Raw genomic sequence first — 16,414 nt, 5'->3', positions numbered from 1 at the left:
CCCCGTGGCGCCGCCGCAGGCCGCCCCGGCGCCGGCCCCGGCGCTGGCCGCCGCTCCGGTGCCCGCCCCGGCCCCCGCCCCGGTGGCGGCTCCCGGTGGGCAGCCGTCGGCGTCCGCGCAGCAGGGTGCCGCGCAGGTGCGGCAGCTGTGGCCGCAGATCCTGGAGGCGGTGAAGAACCGCCGCCGCTTCACCTGGATCCTGCTCAGCCAGAACGGCCAGGTGGCCGGGTTCGACGGCAGTGTGCTCCAGGTGTCCTTCATCAACGCCGGCGCCCGGGACAGCTTCGTCGGCAGCAACAGCGACGACGTGCTGCGCTCCGCGCTGGCCGACGCGCTGGGCGTGGACTGGCGGATCGAGTGCATCATCGACCCGTCCGGCGGCGTCGGCGGCCCGTCCGGCGGTGGCCTGTCCGGTGGTGGCCTGTCCGGTGGTGGCCAGAGCGGCGGCGCACCGGGGGGCGGTGCCCAGGCCGGTGGCGGCTGGGGAGCCCCGGCGGCGCGTCCGGCGGCCGCCGCGCCGCCGATGCCCGCGCCCGCCCCGGCGCCCGTGCAGGCTCCGCCGGTCCAGGCCGCGCCGGCGCCCGTCCAGGCCCCGCCCGTGCAGCCCGCGCCGGTGCAGGCCCCGCCGCCGGTGGCGGCGCAGGCCCGTCCGGTGCGCTCGGTGGCTCCGGAGGACGACGTCCCGGAGGCGGACGACCCGGACCTCAAGGAGGACGTGTTCTCCGGCCAGGAGCTGATCATCCGCGAGTTGGGGGCGACGGTGCTGGAGGAGATCCACCACCAGGGCTCCTGAACCGGCCCCCGGGTCCTCCGGCCCAGGTCTCCGGGCCTACGGGCCCCTGAGCGGACCCTGATCCGGGCCCGATCCGGGGCCCGGACCGGCGGGCAGCACGTAGGCTCGGCGGTGACGGACGAAGCGCCGTACGACAGCCGTGACAGCAAGGAGACAGCCGTGTTCCCCGGTGGTGGCCAGCCCAACATGCAGCAGCTGCTGAAGCAGGCGCAGAAGATGCAGCAGGATCTCGCGAACGCCCAGCAGGAGCTGGCCGAGGCGAAGGTGAGCGGTTCGGCGGGCGGCGGCCTGGTCGAGGCGACGGTGACCGGTGCCGGTGAGCTGGTGGCGCTGAGCATCTCCCCGGCCGCCGTGGACCCGGACGACACCGAGACCCTGGCCGACCTGGTCCTGGCGGCTGTCCGGGACGCCAACCAGACCGCGCAGAAGCTGCAGGCCGAGCGCATGGGCCCGCTGACCCAGGGCCTGGGCGGCGGCGGCATCCCCGGCCTGCCGTTCTGACGTCGTCCAACGGCGGCTTCCAAGGCCAGAAGGTCTGAAGTTCAGACGACAGACCCATGTGATTTATGTGGGAGTCGGGCGTCGGGCGCTGTGTCCGACGCCCGATTCGTTGGATGATGGCACCGGAGCACCACCGGCCGTCCGGCACCACCGGCCCCGGCCGTCCGGCTCCACCAGCTTTCCGGCTTCACCAGCTCCGGCTCCACGGGCCACCAAGCTCCACCAGCCACCCGGCTCCACCGGCCGTCCGGCACACCGACCATCCGAGGGAAGGCGCGACGTTGTACGAGGGCGTGGTTCAGGACCTGATCGACGAACTGGGCAGGCTGCCCGGCGTCGGGCCCAAGAGCGCGCAGCGGATCGCCTTCCACGTGCTGCAGTCCGACCCGACGGACGTGCGCCGGCTGGCGCACGCGCTGCTGGAGGTCAAGGACAAGGTCCGCTTCTGCGCCGTCTGCGGCAACGTCGCGGAGGCCGAGCGGTGCCGGGTCTGCCTGGACCCGCGCCGCGACCTCGCCGTCATCTGCGTGGTCGAGGAGCCGAAGGACGTCGTCGCCATCGAGCGCACCCGTGAGTTCCGCGGCCGCTACCACGTGCTGGGCGGCGCGATCAGCCCCATCGAGGGCGTCGGCCCGGACGACCTGCGGATCCGCGAGCTGCTGTCGCGCCTCGCGGACGGTACGGTCACCGAGCTGATCCTGGCCACCGACCCCAACCTGGAGGGGGAGGCGACCGCCACCTACCTGGCCCGGCTCTGCAAGCCGATGGGCCTGAAGGTGACCCGTCTGGCGAGCGGCCTGCCCGTCGGCGGGGATCTGGAGTACGCGGACGAGGTCACCCTCGGCCGCGCCTTCGAAGGGAGACGACTGCTCGATGTCTGACCGGACGATCAACCAGCAGCCCCACACCCCCCACCAGCAGTCCCACGGGGAACCGGGGGCGCACGCCCCGCACGTCCACGGCCACGGCTCGGAGCCGGACGACTTCGCCGTGCAGATCGCCGACTCGGTGGAGAGCTTCGTGCTCGCCGTCACCGAGGTCGCCAAGGGCGACGAGCCCGGCAGTGCGGTCTCGCTGCTGCTCCTGGAGGTCTCGCAGCTGCTGCTGGCCGGCGGCCGGCTGGGCGCGATCGAGGACGTCGTCCCGGAGGACCGGTTCGAGCCGGACACCGGCCCCGAGCCGGACGGTGAGCAGCTGCGCGAGCGCCTCGCCGAGCTGCTCGCGCCGATCGACGTCTACCACGAGGTCTTCGACCCGTACGGTCCGCCGGAGAAGCCCAACGCCTTCCGGATCTCGGACGACCTGGCCGGCGTGGTCAGCGAGCTCCAGCACGGCCTGACCCACTACCGCGAGGGCCGGGTCAGCGAGGCGCTGTGGTGGTGGCAGTTCTCGTACCTCTCCAACTGGGGCACGACCTGCACGGCGGTGCTGCGGGCCCTGCAGTCGCTGATCGCCCACGTCCGGCTGGACAGCCCGATCGGCGCGGCACCGGACGGCGCGGACACCGACGACGACGGGCTCACCGACGAGCAGCTGGAGCAGCAGGCGGGCGACCTGATGGCGGCCGAGCTCGGCCTCGGGCGGTAGTTTCCCGGACGGAAATCCGGTGGGAATCCGGCGGATCGCGGGCAGATCGTGGCACGGATACCGGCACGGATCGCGGGCTGATCGAATGCGCCCTCGGATTGTGACGAATGCCTCAGCGCCCCGGCCGGAAAAGAAATCCGGCCGGATCGCCGTCCCCCGGTCGGGCGATTCTTCGGAGCGGTACCGAATCGCCCGCAGACCTGACGGCGGAGCCGCCCGTACGGCCGCTCACGTGCTGAAACTACCGTCTCACGATATGGAAAGCGCCGGTCGGAGCACCCCTGCTCGGTAGACTGACGACGACCGCACCCCCCTCTCCCCCGGGGGGTACGGGGGCCCGTAGCCCCCGGAAAAGACTTCGAGTCGAGGAGCGCACGTGGGCCTTGTCGTGCAGAAGTACGGCGGCTCATCCGTTGCGGATGCCGAAGGCATCAAGCGCGTGGCCCGCCGAATCGTTGACGCCAAGAAGGCCGGCCATGAGGTCGTCGTCGTGGTGTCCGCGATGGGCGACACGACGGACGAGCTCATCGAACTCGCGGAGCAGGTGTCACCGCTGCCTGCCGGCCGTGAGTTCGACATGCTGCTGACCGCTGGAGAGCGCATCTCCATGGCGCTGCTGGCCATGGCGATCAAATCCCTGGGGCACGAGGCGCAGTCCTTCACGGGCAGCCAGGCCGGTGTCATCACCGACTCCGTGCACAACAAGGCGCGCATCATCGACGTGACGCCCGGTCGCATCCGCACCGCCCTGGACCAGGGCAACATCGCGATCGTGGCCGGCTTCCAGGGCGTCTCCCAGACCAGCAAGGACATCACCACGCTGGGCCGGGGCGGCTCGGACACCACCGCCGTGGCGCTCGCCGCCGCGCTGAAGGCCGAGGTCTGCGAGATCTACACCGACGTGGACGGCGTGTTCACCGCCGACCCGCGCGTGGTGAAGAAGGCCCGCAAGATCGACTGGATCGCCTACGAGGACATGCTGGAGCTGGCCTCGTCGGGTTCCAAGGTGCTGCTCGATCGGTGTGTCGAGTACGCCCGTCGCTACAACATCCCGATTCACGTACGCTCGTCCTTCTCGGGTCTTCCCGGGACGATCGTCAGCAACGACAACCCGAACAAGCCCGAAGGGGGCGAGATGGAGCAGGCCATCATCTCCGGAGTCGCCCACGACACCTCCGAGGCCAAGGTCACCGTCGTCGGCGTGCCCGACAAGCCGGGCGAGGCGGCGCGCATCTTCCGCGCCATCGCCGACGCCGAGGTCAACATCGACATGGTGGTGCAGAACGTCTCCGCCGCGTCGACCGGCCTGACCGACATCTCCTTCACCCTGCCCAAGACCGAGGGCCAGAAGGCCATCGACGCGCTGGGCCGGGTCAAGCAGGGCATCGGCTACGAGTCGCTCCGCTACGACGACGCGATCGGCAAGATCTCGCTGGTCGGCGCCGGCATGCGCTCCAACCCGGGCGTCACGGCGACCTTCTTCGAGGCGCTGTCCGCCGCGGGCGTCAACATCGAGCTGATCTCCACCTCGGAGATCCGCATCTCGGTGGTCACCCGCGCCGACGACGTGCCGGAGGCCGTCCGTGCCGTGCACAGCGCCTTCGGCCTGGACAGCGAGAGCGACGAGGCCGTCGTCTACGGCGGCACCGGGCGATGACCCGGGAACGGAACGGGAGCACCGGGCGATGACCCGGGCACCGGGCCGGGACGCCGGGCGATGACCCGGCGTCCCAACCTCGCCGTCGTCGGCGCCACCGGCGCGGTCGGCGAGGTGCTGCTCGGGCTGCTCTCCCTCCGCCAGGACGTCTGGGGCGAGGTCCGACTCGTCGCCTCCCCGCGCTCGGCCGGCCGTACGGCGGTGGTGCGCGGGGAGACCGTCGGGGTCGTCCCGCTGAACGAGGAGGCCTTCGCGGGGATCGACGTCGCGGTCTTCGCCGTCCCCGACCAGGTCTCCGCCCAGTGGGCGCCGATCGCGGCGGCCAAGGGCGTCGTGGTGGTCGACGACTCGGCCGCCTTCCGCACCGCCGAGGACGTGCCGCTGGTCGTCCCGGAGGTCAACGCGGCCGCGCTGCGGATCCGCCCGCGCGGCATCGTCGCCAGTCCGGCCGGCACCACGCTCGCGATGATCGCCGCGGTCGGCGCGCTGCACGCCGAGTACGGGCTGGCGCAGCTCGTGGTCGCCTCCTACCAGGCCGCCGGCGGCGAGGGCCGCGACGGCGAGGCGGCGCTGCGCGCGCAGACCGGGCTGGTGGCGGGCACCGCGGTCGGCCGGCAGACCGGCGACCTGCGCGCGCTGATCGCCGATCAGGGGCCGTTCGCCGCCCCGCTCGCGCTCAACGCCGTGCCCTGGACCGGCGGGCTGCGCGACGGCGGCTGGTCCGCCGAGGAGATGGGCATCCGCGACGAGTCCCGCAAGGTCCTCGGCCTGCCCGCCCTGAAGGTCTCGGCGACCTGCGTCCACATCCCCGTCGTCCGCACCCACGCGCTGGCCGTGCACGCGCGGTTCGAACGCGAGGTCACCCAGGAGCACGCGCAGGAGATCCTGCGGGACGCGCCCGGCGTGGTCCTCTACGACGACCCGGCGGCGGGCGAGTTCCCGACGCCGAACGACGTGGTCGGGACGGACCCGGTCTGGGTCGGGCGGGTCCGGCGGGCGCTGGACGAGCCGGAGGCGCTGGACCTCTTCCTCTGCGGGGACAACCTGCGCAAGGGCGCGGCGCTCAACCTGGTGCAGCTGGCCGAGCTGGTGGCGGCGGAGCTGACGGCGGGAACGCCGACGGATTAGGCGGTGACGGGCCCTCACGGGTTCCGATGTGCCCGCTTGTGTCCACACCTGTGTCCATACCTGTGTTCGCTCCTCGACACAATCTGTCCGGAATCCCGTGGGAATCCCCTGGAGGCCTCTTCAGCCGATGCGGAAGAATGGGCCCCGGGCTGGGCAACCATGACAGGGGATCGAGTGTCCAACGTGCGTGGCGAACGTGATGGTGGGGGCAAGGGCGGGCATCCCGGCAAGAGCCGCGGTGTCCTTCCCCTCGCGCGCCCCGAGGCCTGCGAGTAGGCCGGAAGAAGACCAGATGACGGCGGCCGCACCCGGTGCGGCGGACTCCGGTGCCGGTACCGACGCGGGTACCAGCGAGGACCTGCTCACCGCGACCTACCAGGCGCACTACCGCTCGCTGCTGCGGCTCGCCGCGCTGCTCCTCGACGACCTCTCGACCTGCGAGGACGTCGTCCAGGAGGCGTTCATCCGGGTGCACGCCGCCCGGCGCCGGGTGCGCGAGCCCGAGAAGACCCTGGCGTACCTGCGGCAGACGGTCGTCAACCTGTCCCGCTCCACGCTGCGCCGCCGCATCCTCGGGCTGCGACTGCTGCCGAAGCCCATGCCTGACATGGCCAGTGCAGAAGAAGGTGCTTACGATGCCCTGGAGCGCGACCAGTTGAAGGCCGCGCTGCGTGGTCTGCAACGCCGTCAGCGGGAGGTTCTGGTGCTGCGTTACTTCGTGGACATGACGGAGGCGCAGGTCGCCGAGACCCTGGGCATCTCGCTCGGCTCGGTGAAGGCCTACGGCTCGCGCGGGCTCGCCGCCCTGCGCGTCCAGATGGCGGCCGGACATGGCTGAGGCGGACGGCGACCGACGGCGGCCGGCGGACGGCACTCCGGAGGCGGGCGGGCCTGAGGTGAACGGACCCGGGACGCCCGGGGCGACCGGGCTCGGGGCGACCGGGCCCGGGGCGAACGGGCTCGGCGCTTCCAGAGCGAGCGGGCCCGGGGCCGAGGCCCCGGAGGAGCTGCTGTCCCTGTCCACCGAGGAACGGGCGGTGCGCGAGCTGCTGCACGGCGCCGTCTCCGGCATCCAGCCCGCGGCCGGCGGGCTGCCGCGGATCCGGCGGGCGGTGCCCCGCCGCCGGGCCGCCCGGCGCGGTGCCTGGACCGGGGCGGCCGCGCTCGCCTTCGTCGTCGCGATCGGCCTGCCCGTCCTGCACGAGGGGGAGCACCTCGGGCTCTCCGGCGGCCCCGGCTCGGCCGACGCCAAGAGCCCGGCCGCCACCTCGCCCAGCGGCACCGCCGGGACGACCGGCGGCACCGGGGCGGCCTCGCACGCGAACCCGAGCGGCCCCGGCGACACCACCCCGCCGCCCGGTACGGCCTCGGCCCCGCACAGCCCCGGCGGCGGGCAGGCGAGCACCGACGGCGGCGTCGCGCCCAGCGGGACCTCCGGCGCCGGTGACGGCGGCATCGTCCCGCTCTGCACCCGGACGGACCTCGGTGAGGGACTCGCCCAGGTCGGCACGGCCGACGGCGACGGGCGGATCTACGGCTCGTTCACCGTCTACAACGTGTCCGGGCGCAGCTGTCGGCTCGGCGGGCCGGGCTCGGTGGCGGTCACCGCCGTCAGCGGCGGCGACCGCGGCCGCATCCGCACCGCCGACCACGCCCCGGGCGACCCGGCCGCCGGCCTGCCCGCGATGGACGGGGAGCCGCCGGTGCTCGCGCCGCGGGCCGGGTACCGGGTGCCGTTCGCCTGGGTCCCCGACCAGACCTGTACCGGCTCGGGCACCCTGAGCACCCCGTCGAACAGCGTCAACCAGGTGGCCCTGCGCTCGGACGTCCCCGCCGCCGAGTCCGGCGCCCCGGCCTCCGTCCCCACCAGTGAGGTCAGCGCCAACCCGCCGGCCTCCTCGTCCCCGTCGGCGGGCCCCACCACGGCCCCCAGCCCGACCGCGACGCCGACCGGCAACCCGACCACCGCGCCGCCCGCCGTGACCATCGCCCACACCCCCGCCCCCGGCAGCCCGGCGGCCGCCACGGCGACCCTGCCGGTGGCGTGCAGCGGCACCGTCTACCGCGGCGGCGTCCAGGGGCTGGGCGGCCCGGCGCCGCAGCCGTCGGGCTCACCGACGGCTCGGTGACGGCTCGGTGACGACGGCCTGAGCGTGGCCGCCGATGTAGAGGAGGGGCCGGGGCGACCGCCCGGAGGCGGCCGTGTTCGGGGCCCGGGGGACGGGGCGGGTGTGAGGAGTGGATACCGTGGGGGTGTGTACCGGTTCCTCCTGACTCCGCGCTGGCTCGGCGGCACCGTCGTGGCCGTGGCGGCCGTGGCGGTCTGCCTGTGGCTGGGTTCCTGGCAGCTCGGCCGCTTCGAGGACCGGGTGTCCACGCACCAGGAGGCCAAGCAGGCGGTCACCGCTTCGGGTGACGCCCGGCCGATCGACGCGCTGCTCAACCAGGCGACCCCGCAGGTGAGCACGGAAACCGTCGGAAGGACCGTCACGGTGACCGGCAGCTACGACGGCGAGCACCAACTGCTCGTCCCCAACCGCGTGGTGGACGGCAAGCAGGGCTACTACGTGCTCACCCCGCTGCGCACCGCCGACGGACACGCCGTCGCCGTGGTGCGCGGCTGGTCGGCCGGGGACCCGGCCGTCGCCGGGCCGCCGCCGGGCGGAGAGGTGACGGTGACCGGGCGCCTCCAGGCCAACGAGTCGGTGGGCAGCAACGGCGCGGTGGCGGGCGGTCTGCCCGCCGGGCAGCTCGGCATGATCAACCGGGCCTCGCTGCTGAACGTGCTGGAGTACGACGGCTGGTACGACGGCTGGGTGGCCGCCGACGACGCGCCCGCCGGGCTGGCCTCCGTACCGACCGTGCAGCCGCAGGGCGGCGACGGGCTCACCCTGCGCGCGTTCCAGAACCTGGGCTACACCCTGGAGTGGTTCGTCTTCGGCGGGTTCGTGGTCTTCATGTGGTACCGCCTGGTGCGCCGGGAGGCGGAGGCGGAGCAGGACCGGGCCCTCGGGCTGGACCCGGTCCTGGACTGACCGGCGGCGCCTTGACGCAGACGCCGGTTCGGCGCTTGGTCGCCCCGACTCGGCGTTCGGCCGCCCCGGCTCAGCGCTTGGTCGGCAGGGCCGGTGCCGGTGTCGGCTTGACCGCCGGCGGGGGCGTCGTCGGCGTCGGCGTCTGCGGAGGGAGCAGCGGCTGGGTCGGGGACGACGAGCCGGTGGGCAGCGGCGTCGGGTCGCTGCGGCAGTGGCCGTTGCCGTTGCCGCCGCTGCCGTTGTGGTCGTCGGAGTCGTAGTGGTCGATGTGGTGGTGCACGCTGCGACCGGTCTTGGAGCCCTTGGACCCCGACCCCTTCGAACCGGACGAGCCGCTCTTGCCGCCCCCCTTGGCGAGCTGGACCGGGTCGCCCCCGTCCGCGGGCGGCGTGTACACCGCCCGTGCGACGGCCGCCCCCGGACCCGCCGCGCCCGCCTTGGTCGCGGTGCCGGCGTGCGGAGTGACGGGCGGTGTGGCGCCGGCGGGCGGCGTCGCGGCGGCGGTCGGTGACGCGGGCACGGCCGGCGCGGGCGCGACGGCCGAGGAGCTCGGTACCGGCGGGCCGGTCGGGGGCGGGCAGGACGCGGTGTTCCGCTGTGAGCCCGAGCAGCCGGTGAGCACCAGGGCCCCGGCGACCGCTACCCCCGCGAGCATCAGCAGGCGTCTCACGCAGCCCCTCCGTCTCCGTCACGCCCGGCCGTGCCCAGGTGCCGCCGCACGAAGTCGATCTCCAGTCGCAGCTGCTTGATCCGCTCCTCCACCACCAGCGAGCCGTGCCCGGCGTCGAAGCGGTACACCTCGTGCGGCTTGCCGAGCCGCTCCAGCCGCTCGACGTAGTTGTCGATCTGCCGGATCGGGCAGCGCGGGTCGTTGACCCCGGCGCTGATGTAGACCGGCACCCGCACCCGCTCGACGTAGGTCAGCGGCGAGGAGGCGGTGAAGCGCTCCGGGACCTCCTCCGGGGTGCCGCCGAAGAGCGTGCGGTCCAGCGACTTGAGCGCCTCCATCTCGTCGGCGTACGCGGTGTGGTAGTCCGCGACCGGGACGGCGGCGAGGCCGAGGGCCCAGTCGTCGGGCTGGACGCCGAGGCCGAGCAGGGTCAGGTAGCCGCCCCAGCTGCCGCCGGTGAGGACCAGCCGGGCCGGGTCGGCGAGGCCGCTGTCGACGGCCCAGGCGCGGACCGCCGCGATGTCCTCCAGCTCGATCAGGCCGACCCGCTCGTGCAGCGCGTCCGTCCAGGCCTGGCCGTAGCCGGTCGAGCCGCGGTAGTTGACCCGGACCACCGCGAAGCCGTGGTCCAGCCAGGCGGCCGGACCGGCGGCGAAGGAGTCGCTGTCGTGGTGCGTCGGGCCGCCGTGGATCTCGAACACGGTCGGGTACGGGCCCTGCGCGGGCGTCGCCGGCCGCTGCACCAGGGCGTGCACCCGCCCGCCAGGCCCGTCCACCCAGACGTCCTCGACCGGCACCGAACCGGGCGGCACCGCGCCGGGCGCCCGCAGCACGACCGTCCCGGCGGTGGAGCGGACGGCGGAGGGCTCGGCGGCGGAGGACCACAGGTACTCGACGGTGCCGTCCGGACGGGCGGTGGCGCCGCTGACGGTGCCGCGCGGGGTCTCCAGGCGGGTCAGCCGGCCGTCGGCGAGCGCGTACGAGAACAGCTCGCTGCGCGCCTCGTACTCGTGCTCCACCAGCAGCGCCTCGGCGCCGGGGCGCCACTGCGCGGAGACGTCGCCGGGCAGCTCGCGGCCCTGCTCGTCGCGCAGCGGGAGGGCGGTCTCGGCGCCGGTGGCGACGTCCCAGATCATCGGCTCCCAGCGGCCGGTGCGCTGGTGGGCGACCAGCAGGCGGGTGTCGCCCTCGACCGGGGCGAAGCCCAGGCAGGCGACGCCGCGCGGCTCGTCCCGGCCGGTGACCTCGTCCAGCTCGGCGACGGTCTCGACGCCGCCGTCGGCGGTGATGCGCACGACCCGGATCGCGGAGTGCATCGCGTCGCCGTGCTCGGTGTGGTCGATGGCGAGCAGGGTGCTGTCGTGGCTGAGGTCGCCGATGCCGCCGTACTCCTCGTGCCGGTAGACCTCGACCGGCACGGCGGCGCCGGGGCGGCGCAGGTGCAGGGTGGTGCCGTCCTCGTCGGTCGAGCGGCCGACCACCACGGTGCCGTCGCGGCCCAGGGCCAGGCCGGCCGAGTAGGAGGCGGCGAGGCCGGGCACGGCCTCCTCGTCGGGGCCGCCCGCGAACGGCTGGCGGCGCCAGACGCCGAACTCGTCGCCGTCGTGGTCGTCGAACCACCAGACCCAGTCGCCGTCGGGGGACAGCTCGGCGTCGGTGGTGCCGTTCGGACGGTCGGTGACCCGACGGTGGGCGCCGGTGGTGCGGTCCCAGGCGTAGACCTCGTAGGTGCCGGTCGCGTTGGACACGTACAGCGACCGGTCGGGGGCGTCCTCGGCCCAGTCGGGCAGCGACACCCGGGCCGCCCTGAACCGCTGCTCCCACGCCGGTACGGCGCTCTTCTCCTCGCTCATCCGACCATCCAACCCGATCGGGGGGAGGGAAGGGAACGGGCGGGTGGGCTTCGGCCCACCCGCCCCGTGCCGCCGGGGTGGCGGCGGGGTGCCGGCAGGATGCCGGTGCAGGTGTTGCCGTGCGCGGCGGCCGGGGCGTCCACGAACGCCCGGCCCGGGGCCCGGGTTCCGTGGGGCCGGGGCGGGTGCCCGGGGCCATGCCGGGGTCAGCCCTCGCGCGGCGCTTCGTGCGCTCGGTGCGCTTCGGCCGCTCCGGGGGCCCCGTGTGCTCCGCGCGGCAGGAACCGGACCAGGCCCACGAGCACCAGCTCCAGCACCGCCAGGGCCAGGACGCTGCGGCCGAAGGCGGCGGCCGGGTCGCCGGCGCCGTAGTAGACCAGGCCGATCAGCGCGATCCCGAGCGCCCCGCCGACCTGCTGCACGGTGGACACCACCCCGGCCGCGGAGCCGGCCAGCCGCGGCTCGACGCCGGCCAGGACCACCGAGGTCACCGGGGCGATCACCAGGCCCATGCCGAGGCCGTCCACGAACAGCCCGGGCGCCAGCCACCGGACGCCGCCGTCCGCGGCGCCGTACGCGGTGAGGGCCAGCAGGCCGAGCCCGAGGGCCATCAGCAGCCCGCCGAGGGCGATGGTGCGGCGCTCGCCGAGGCGGGCGGTGACGCGGTGGGTGGTGTTGGAGGTGATCAGGTAGCCCAGGCCGATCGCGGTGAAGACCAGTCCGGCGCCCAGCGCGTCCAGGCCGCGGCCGAACTGGAGGTGCAGGGCGAGCACCAGGAAGAAGGAGCCCTGGCCGAGCCAGAAGGCGAGTTGGGCGAGCAGGCCGGCGCTGAAGGCGCGGTCGCGGAAGAGCCGGGTGTCGACCAGCGGGGTGGTCGCGGTGGTGGCCGTGGCGGTGGTGGTGGCGGCGGCGGTGGCGCGGTGCTGGTGCACGGCGAAGACGGCCAGCAGGGCGACCGAGCCGCCCAGGCAGAGCCCGGTCCACAGCGGCCAGTGCAGCTGCGGGCCCTGGATCAGCGGCAGCACCAGGCCGGTCAGCGCGGTGGTGACCAGCAGCACGCCCACCGGGTCCAGGCCGGGCCGCTGCGGGGCGCGGGACTCCGGCAGGCTGCGGCGGACCAGCGGGAGGGCGGCCAGTCCGATCGGCAGGTTGATCAGGAAGCAGCTGCGCCAGCCGAGGCCGAAGAGGTCCGCGCGGATCAGCAGCCCCCCGATCAGCTGGCCGAACACCGCGCCGACGCCCATGGTCAGCCCGTACCGGGCGAAGGCCCGAGCCTGGGCGGCGCCGCTGAACGCGGTCCGCAGGATCGCCAGCACCTGCGGACCCATCAGCGCCGCCGACAGGCCCTGCGCCACCCGGGCGCCGACCAGCGCGGCCGCCGTCGGGGCGAGGCCGCAGGCGGTGGAGGCGAGGGTGAAGAGGGCCAGGCCGAGTCCGAACACCCGGCGGCGGCCGTACCGGTCGCCGAGGCGGCCGGAGGTGACCAGGCCGGCCGCGAGGGCCAGGCTGAAGCCGGCCATCACCCACTGGACGGCGGCCGGGCCGGCGCCGAGGTCGCCCTGGAGGGAGGGGAGGGCGACGTTGACGACGAAGATGTCGAGGGCGGTCATGAAGGTGGCGGTCAGGACGACCGGCAGCAGCCCCTTGGGGGCCGTCGGCGCCGTTGCCCCTGTCTCGGCCTCGGTGGGCCGCCGGGTGTTCAGTGAGGTGCTCATCTCGGGCTCTTCTCAAGGGGGTTGGCGACTCAAGCGGGTCGGCGGCCGGTGCCGAGGGGCGGGAGCGGTGGGGAGCGTCCCGCCCCTCGGCCGGAGTGGCGGTCTGAGGGGGTCAGGCGCCCGGCACGCGGTCGAGGAAGCCGTACACCGCGCCGATCCGGCCGTCCGGGGTGGCCGCCAGCACGTCGAAGCCGATCACCACCGGCTCCGCGCCGGCCGGGCCCAGGTTCCAGGTGAAGCGGGCGACGTCGTGGTGCGCGTCGACCGGGCCGAGGGTGAACTCCAGCCCCGGGAACTGGGCCTGGGCGGCGCCGATCAGCGCGTCGATCGCGTCCCGGCCGGTGACGGCGGCCAGCGGGTCGGTGTAGCGGCCGTCCTCGGCCCACACCTCGTCGACCAGCTTGCGGCGGGCCGCCGGGTCGGTCTCGTTCCACACCGCGAGGTAGCGCTCGGCGAGCTGCTGGAGGGCGGCGGTGGTGATCTCGGTCATCGTCATCTCCCGTGTTCCGGTGGGTGGTTGGCCCGGTCGTTCCCGGTGCTCACCACGGTAGGGACGGGCGGCCGACGGCGAATCCGTCACGTATGGGCATGGGGGTACGTAGCCTCCGCGGAGGTGTACCGGTGCCGTGGTCGGCAGTGGTGCGCGGCCCTGCTGGGTAGGGTCGGGGCATGCTGTACGGGAGGGAAGGCGAACAGGCCGCCGTGGACGGGCTGTTGGACGGGGCGCGGGCCGGACGCAGCGGAGTGCTGCTGCTCCGGGGCGAGGCCGGCATCGGCAAGACCGCGCTGCTGGACGACGCCGTCGCGCGGGCGGGGGAGGCGTTCCGGGTCGTCCGGGCGGCCGGCGTCGAGTACGAGGCCGAGCTGCCGTACGCCGGGCTGAGCCTGCTGCTCGCGCCCGGCCTGGACCGGCTGGACGTCCTGCCGGGCCCGCAACGGCGGGCGCTGGAGGCGGCGTTCGGGCTCTCCGACGACGAGCGGACGGGCGACGACCGGGCGGGCGACCGGGCAGGCGACGGCGGTGGGGCGGGCGCCGACCGGCTGCTGGTCGGGCTCGCCACGCTCGGCCTGCTCGCCGAACTCGCCGCCGACCGGCCGCTGTTGTGCGTCATCGACGACGTGCAGTGGCTGGACCGGGCCTCCCTGGACGCCCTGCTGCTGGCCGCCCGGAGGCTCCAGGCCGAGGGGGTCGCCCTGCTGCTCGCCGCCCGCACCGGCGGCCCGGCCGGGGCCGGCGGCAGCCCGGCGGAGCGCCCGCTGGGCCTGCCCGAACGGCAGGTGACCGGCCTGTCCGAGGCCGACGCCACCCGGCTGCTGGCCCGGCGGGTCGGCCCCGACCTGCCGTCCACCGTCCGCGACCGGCTGCTCGCCGAGGCGGCCGGCAACCCGCTCGCGCTCACCGAACTCCCGGTCGCCGCCGGGCCGCAGCCGCCGGCGCGGGGCGGCCTGCCGCTCACCAGCCGGCTGCTGATCGCCTTCCACGGCCAGGTCACCGGCCTGCCCGCGGCCACCCAGACGCTGCTGCTGGTCGCCGCCACCGAGGAGGGCGGGGCACTGGACGTCGTCCTGTCCGCCGCGGCCGCCCTCGGCGTCACCGCTGAACACCTCGCGCCCGCCGAGGCGTCCGGCCTGGTGACGGTCACGGCCGACCGCCGGATCGCCTTCCGGCACCCGCTGCTGCGCTCCGCGATCCTCCAACGGGCGCCGCACCACCAGAAGACGGCGGTCCACCGGGCCGTCGCCGGCGCGCTGCCGGACGGCGACCGCCGCACCTGGCACCTCGCCCTCGCCGCCACCGCCCCCGACGCCGGCCTCGCCGACGCGCTGGAGCGCACCGCCGTCCGCGCCGGGCGCCGCGGCGGCCACGGCGGCGCCGCCGCGTACGAGCGCGCCGCCCGCCTCACCCCGGACCGCGACGGCGCCACCCGCCGGCTCGTCCTGGCCGCCGAAGCCGCCACCGAGGAAGGCGAGTTGGTACGGGCCGAGGCGCTCGCCGACGAGGCCTCCGGCCGTACCGACAACGTCCTGGCGCACGCCCTGCTCGACCAGGTCCGGGCCACCGCCCACTTCTGGCGCGGCTCCTACCCGACCGCCCACCGGCTGCTGCTCGACGCCGCCGGCACCGACATCGACCCGCCGTACGCCGCCCGGATGCTGCTCCAGGCCTTCCATGCCGCCTGGTACGCGGGGGAGGAGCCGGTGGCCGCCGTCCTGGACCGCCTGGCGGTCCTGCCGCTCGCCGCCGACGACCCCCTCGCCCCGCTCGCCCGCCACCTGCCCGCGGCGGTCCTGCCCGCGCTCGGCCGCCCCGCCGGCCCGCTGCCGCCCGTCCGGGAGGCCGCCGAGGCCGCCCGCCGGGCCGGGGCCGAGAGCCCGGTCGACCTCGTCCAGCTGTGCGGCGCCACCCTGGTCCTCGGACGCGACGAGGAGACCGCCGAACTCGCCGCCGAACTGGTCGCCGAGGCCCGCGCCAAGGGCACCGTCGGCGTGATGCCCACCCTGCAGTTCTTCCTCGCCGAGGCCGAACTCTTCCACGGCCGCCACCGCGACGCCGAACTCACCGCCACCGAAGGCCTCGGCCTCGCCCGGGACACCGGCCAGCACCAGTGGGTCAGCCAACTCACCGCGCTGCTCGCCCACCTGGCCGCGCTCGACGGCCGCACCGACCACTGCGCCGAACTCGCCGCCACCGCCCTCTCCACCACCGGCCCGCAGACCGCCGCCCCCGCCGCCGGCCAGGCCTGGGCCCAGTGGGCGCTCGCCCTGCGCGACCTCGGCCAGGGCCGCGCCGGCGACGCCGCCGACCGGCTGCACACCCTCACCACCGGCCCGCACCGCCACCACGTCAGCGCCACCCGGGCCGTCCCCGACCTCGTCGAGGCCGCCGTCCGCCTCGGCACCCCCGAACGCGCCGCCGAAGCCTACGAACGCTTCGCCCGCTGGACGGCCGCCGCCGACCGCCCCTGGGCCGACGCCCTCCGGCTGCGCTGCCAGGCCCTGCTCGGCCCCGACGAACTCGCCGAGACCACCTACCGCGCCGCCCTCTCCCGGCACGAAACGGCCCACCGCCCCTTCGAACAGGCCCGCACCGCCCTCCTCTACGGCGAATGGCTCCGCCGCACCCGCCGCCGCACCGACGCCCGCCCCCACCTGCGCGCCGCCCTGGAGACCTTCGACCGCCTCGCCGCCCACCCCTGGGCCGCCCGCGCCCGCACCGAACTCTCCGCCACCGGCACCCCGGCCCCCACCCCGGCCACCCCCACCGGCACCCCCCAGTCCCCCCTCACCCCCCAGGAACTCCAGATCGCCCGCCTCGCCGCCCAGGGCCTCACCAACCGCGACATCGCCGCCCAGCTCTTCCTCAGCCCCCGCACCGTCGCCCACCATCTCTACAAGGCCTACCCCAAGCTCGACATCACCTCCCGCACCGAACTCCCCACCGCCCTCTGACGGCCCGGCCCCGGCGACGGCGGCG

Annotated in this window: 13 protein-coding genes and 1 pseudogene; 10 read left to right on the top strand and 4 right to left on the bottom strand. The window is 75.2% G+C overall.

Annotated features, from left to right (window positions below; all coding sequences use genetic code 11):
• From ACFCY1_RS39065 to ACFCY1_RS39025, 9 genes and pseudogenes are all read left to right on the top strand, one after another.
• Nucleotides 1-793 (top strand): annotated as a pseudogene (locus tag ACFCY1_RS39065) (DNA polymerase III subunit gamma and tau); the annotation flags it as partial.
• Nucleotides 794-952: 159 nt separating this feature from the next.
• Nucleotides 953-1,294: a YbaB/EbfC family nucleoid-associated protein gene (locus tag ACFCY1_RS39060; RefSeq protein ID WP_074001802.1), complete on the top strand. Its 342-nt coding sequence runs from the start codon at nucleotides 953-955 to the stop codon at nucleotides 1,292-1,294.
• A gap of 281 nt (nucleotides 1,295-1,575) precedes the next feature.
• The gene (recR, locus tag ACFCY1_RS39055) at nucleotides 1,576-2,175 is read left to right on the top strand and encodes a recombination mediator RecR (protein ID WP_049658152.1); all 600 of its coding nucleotides are present in this window, start codon (nucleotides 1,576-1,578) and stop codon (nucleotides 2,173-2,175) included.
• Entirely contained in the window at nucleotides 2,168-2,881 is a 714-nt protein-coding gene (locus ACFCY1_RS39050) for a DUF5063 domain-containing protein (protein ID WP_241852803.1), read from the top strand. The genes recR and ACFCY1_RS39050 overlap by 8 nt, the downstream gene beginning before the upstream one ends.
• A gap of 376 nt (nucleotides 2,882-3,257) precedes the next feature.
• Nucleotides 3,258-4,538, top strand: coding sequence for an aspartate kinase (locus ACFCY1_RS39045; RefSeq protein WP_074001801.1), 1,281 nt, complete (start codon nucleotides 3,258-3,260; stop codon nucleotides 4,536-4,538).
• A gap of 60 nt (nucleotides 4,539-4,598) precedes the next feature.
• The gene (locus ACFCY1_RS39040) at nucleotides 4,599-5,666 is read left to right on the top strand and encodes an aspartate-semialdehyde dehydrogenase (RefSeq protein ID WP_375877595.1); all 1,068 of its coding nucleotides are present in this window, start codon (nucleotides 4,599-4,601) and stop codon (nucleotides 5,664-5,666) included.
• A 292-nt stretch (nucleotides 5,667-5,958) separates the two neighbouring features.
• Entirely contained in the window at nucleotides 5,959-6,504 is a 546-nt protein-coding gene (locus tag ACFCY1_RS39035; RefSeq protein WP_049658157.1) for a SigE family RNA polymerase sigma factor, read from the top strand.
• Nucleotides 6,497-7,795, top strand: coding sequence for a hypothetical protein (locus ACFCY1_RS39030; RefSeq protein ID WP_375877594.1), 1,299 nt, complete (start codon nucleotides 6,497-6,499; stop codon nucleotides 7,793-7,795). Before ACFCY1_RS39035 ends, ACFCY1_RS39030 begins: the two co-directional genes overlap by 8 nt.
• A 126-nt stretch (nucleotides 7,796-7,921) precedes the next feature.
• Nucleotides 7,922-8,701, top strand: a complete 780-nt coding sequence (locus tag ACFCY1_RS39025; protein ID WP_049661142.1) for an SURF1 family protein — start codon at nucleotides 7,922-7,924, stop codon at nucleotides 8,699-8,701.
• 70 nt (nucleotides 8,702-8,771) lie between these two features.
• Here ACFCY1_RS39025 and ACFCY1_RS39020 read toward each other — a convergent pair whose 3' ends face one another.
• The 4 genes from ACFCY1_RS39020 to ACFCY1_RS39005 form a co-directional block, all read right to left on the bottom strand.
• A complete protein-coding gene (locus ACFCY1_RS39020; RefSeq protein WP_375877593.1) occupies nucleotides 8,772-9,371 on the bottom strand; it encodes a hypothetical protein in 600 nt (199 codons plus the stop codon).
• Nucleotides 9,368-11,224 carry a S9 family peptidase gene (locus ACFCY1_RS39015; protein ID WP_375877592.1) on the bottom strand — a complete coding sequence of 619 codons (1,857 nt, stop codon included), beginning with the start codon at nucleotides 11,222-11,224 and terminating at the stop codon, nucleotides 9,368-9,370. The genes ACFCY1_RS39020 and ACFCY1_RS39015 overlap by 4 nt, the downstream gene beginning before the upstream one ends.
• A 206-nt stretch (nucleotides 11,225-11,430) precedes the next feature.
• Entirely contained in the window at nucleotides 11,431-12,939 is a 1,509-nt protein-coding gene (locus tag ACFCY1_RS39010; protein WP_375877591.1) for an MFS transporter, read from the bottom strand.
• Nucleotides 12,940-13,051: 112 nt separating this feature from the next.
• The gene (locus ACFCY1_RS39005; RefSeq protein WP_117491817.1) at nucleotides 13,052-13,429 is read right to left on the bottom strand and encodes a nuclear transport factor 2 family protein; all 378 of its coding nucleotides are present in this window, start codon (nucleotides 13,427-13,429) and stop codon (nucleotides 13,052-13,054) included.
• Between the two features lie 179 nt (nucleotides 13,430-13,608).
• On the opposite strand from ACFCY1_RS39005, the gene ACFCY1_RS39000 reads away from it, so the two are divergent.
• On the top strand, nucleotides 13,609-16,389 hold the full coding sequence (locus ACFCY1_RS39000; protein ID WP_375877590.1) for an AAA family ATPase: 2,781 nt from the start codon (nucleotides 13,609-13,611) through the stop codon (nucleotides 16,387-16,389).
• The last annotated feature ends 25 nt before the right edge of the window (nucleotides 16,390-16,414 follow it).

The organism is Kitasatospora sp. NPDC056273 (assembly GCF_042268845.1).
GTDB lineage: Bacteria > Actinomycetota > Actinomycetes > Streptomycetales > Streptomycetaceae > Kitasatospora.
Note: the sequence above shows the minus strand (reverse complement) of the source record. Positions and strands in the feature narration are given on the sequence as shown.

Bases quoted from the DNA above. Each gene is read 5' to 3' on its own strand.
- ACFCY1_RS39050 (WP_241852803.1), top strand. From the start codon at position 2,168: ATGTCTGACCGGACGATCAACCAGCAGCCCCACACCCCCCACCAGCAG.
- ACFCY1_RS39040 (WP_375877595.1), top strand. From the start codon at position 4,599: ATGACCCGGCGTCCCAACCTCGCCGTCGTCGGCGCCACCGGCGCGGTC.
- ACFCY1_RS39015 (WP_375877592.1), bottom strand. From the start codon at position 11,224: ATGAGCGAGGAGAAGAGCGCCGTACCGGCGTGGGAGCAGCGGTTCAGG.
- ACFCY1_RS39035 (WP_049658157.1), top strand. From the start codon at position 5,959: ATGACGGCGGCCGCACCCGGTGCGGCGGACTCCGGTGCCGGTACCGAC.
- ACFCY1_RS39000 (WP_375877590.1), top strand. From the start codon at position 13,609: ATGCTGTACGGGAGGGAAGGCGAACAGGCCGCCGTGGACGGGCTGTTG.
- ACFCY1_RS39010 (WP_375877591.1), bottom strand. From the start codon at position 12,939: ATGAGCACCTCACTGAACACCCGGCGGCCCACCGAGGCCGAGACAGGG.
- ACFCY1_RS39030 (WP_375877594.1), top strand. From the start codon at position 6,497: ATGGCTGAGGCGGACGGCGACCGACGGCGGCCGGCGGACGGCACTCCG.
- ACFCY1_RS39005 (WP_117491817.1), bottom strand. From the start codon at position 13,429: ATGACCGAGATCACCACCGCCGCCCTCCAGCAGCTCGCCGAGCGCTAC.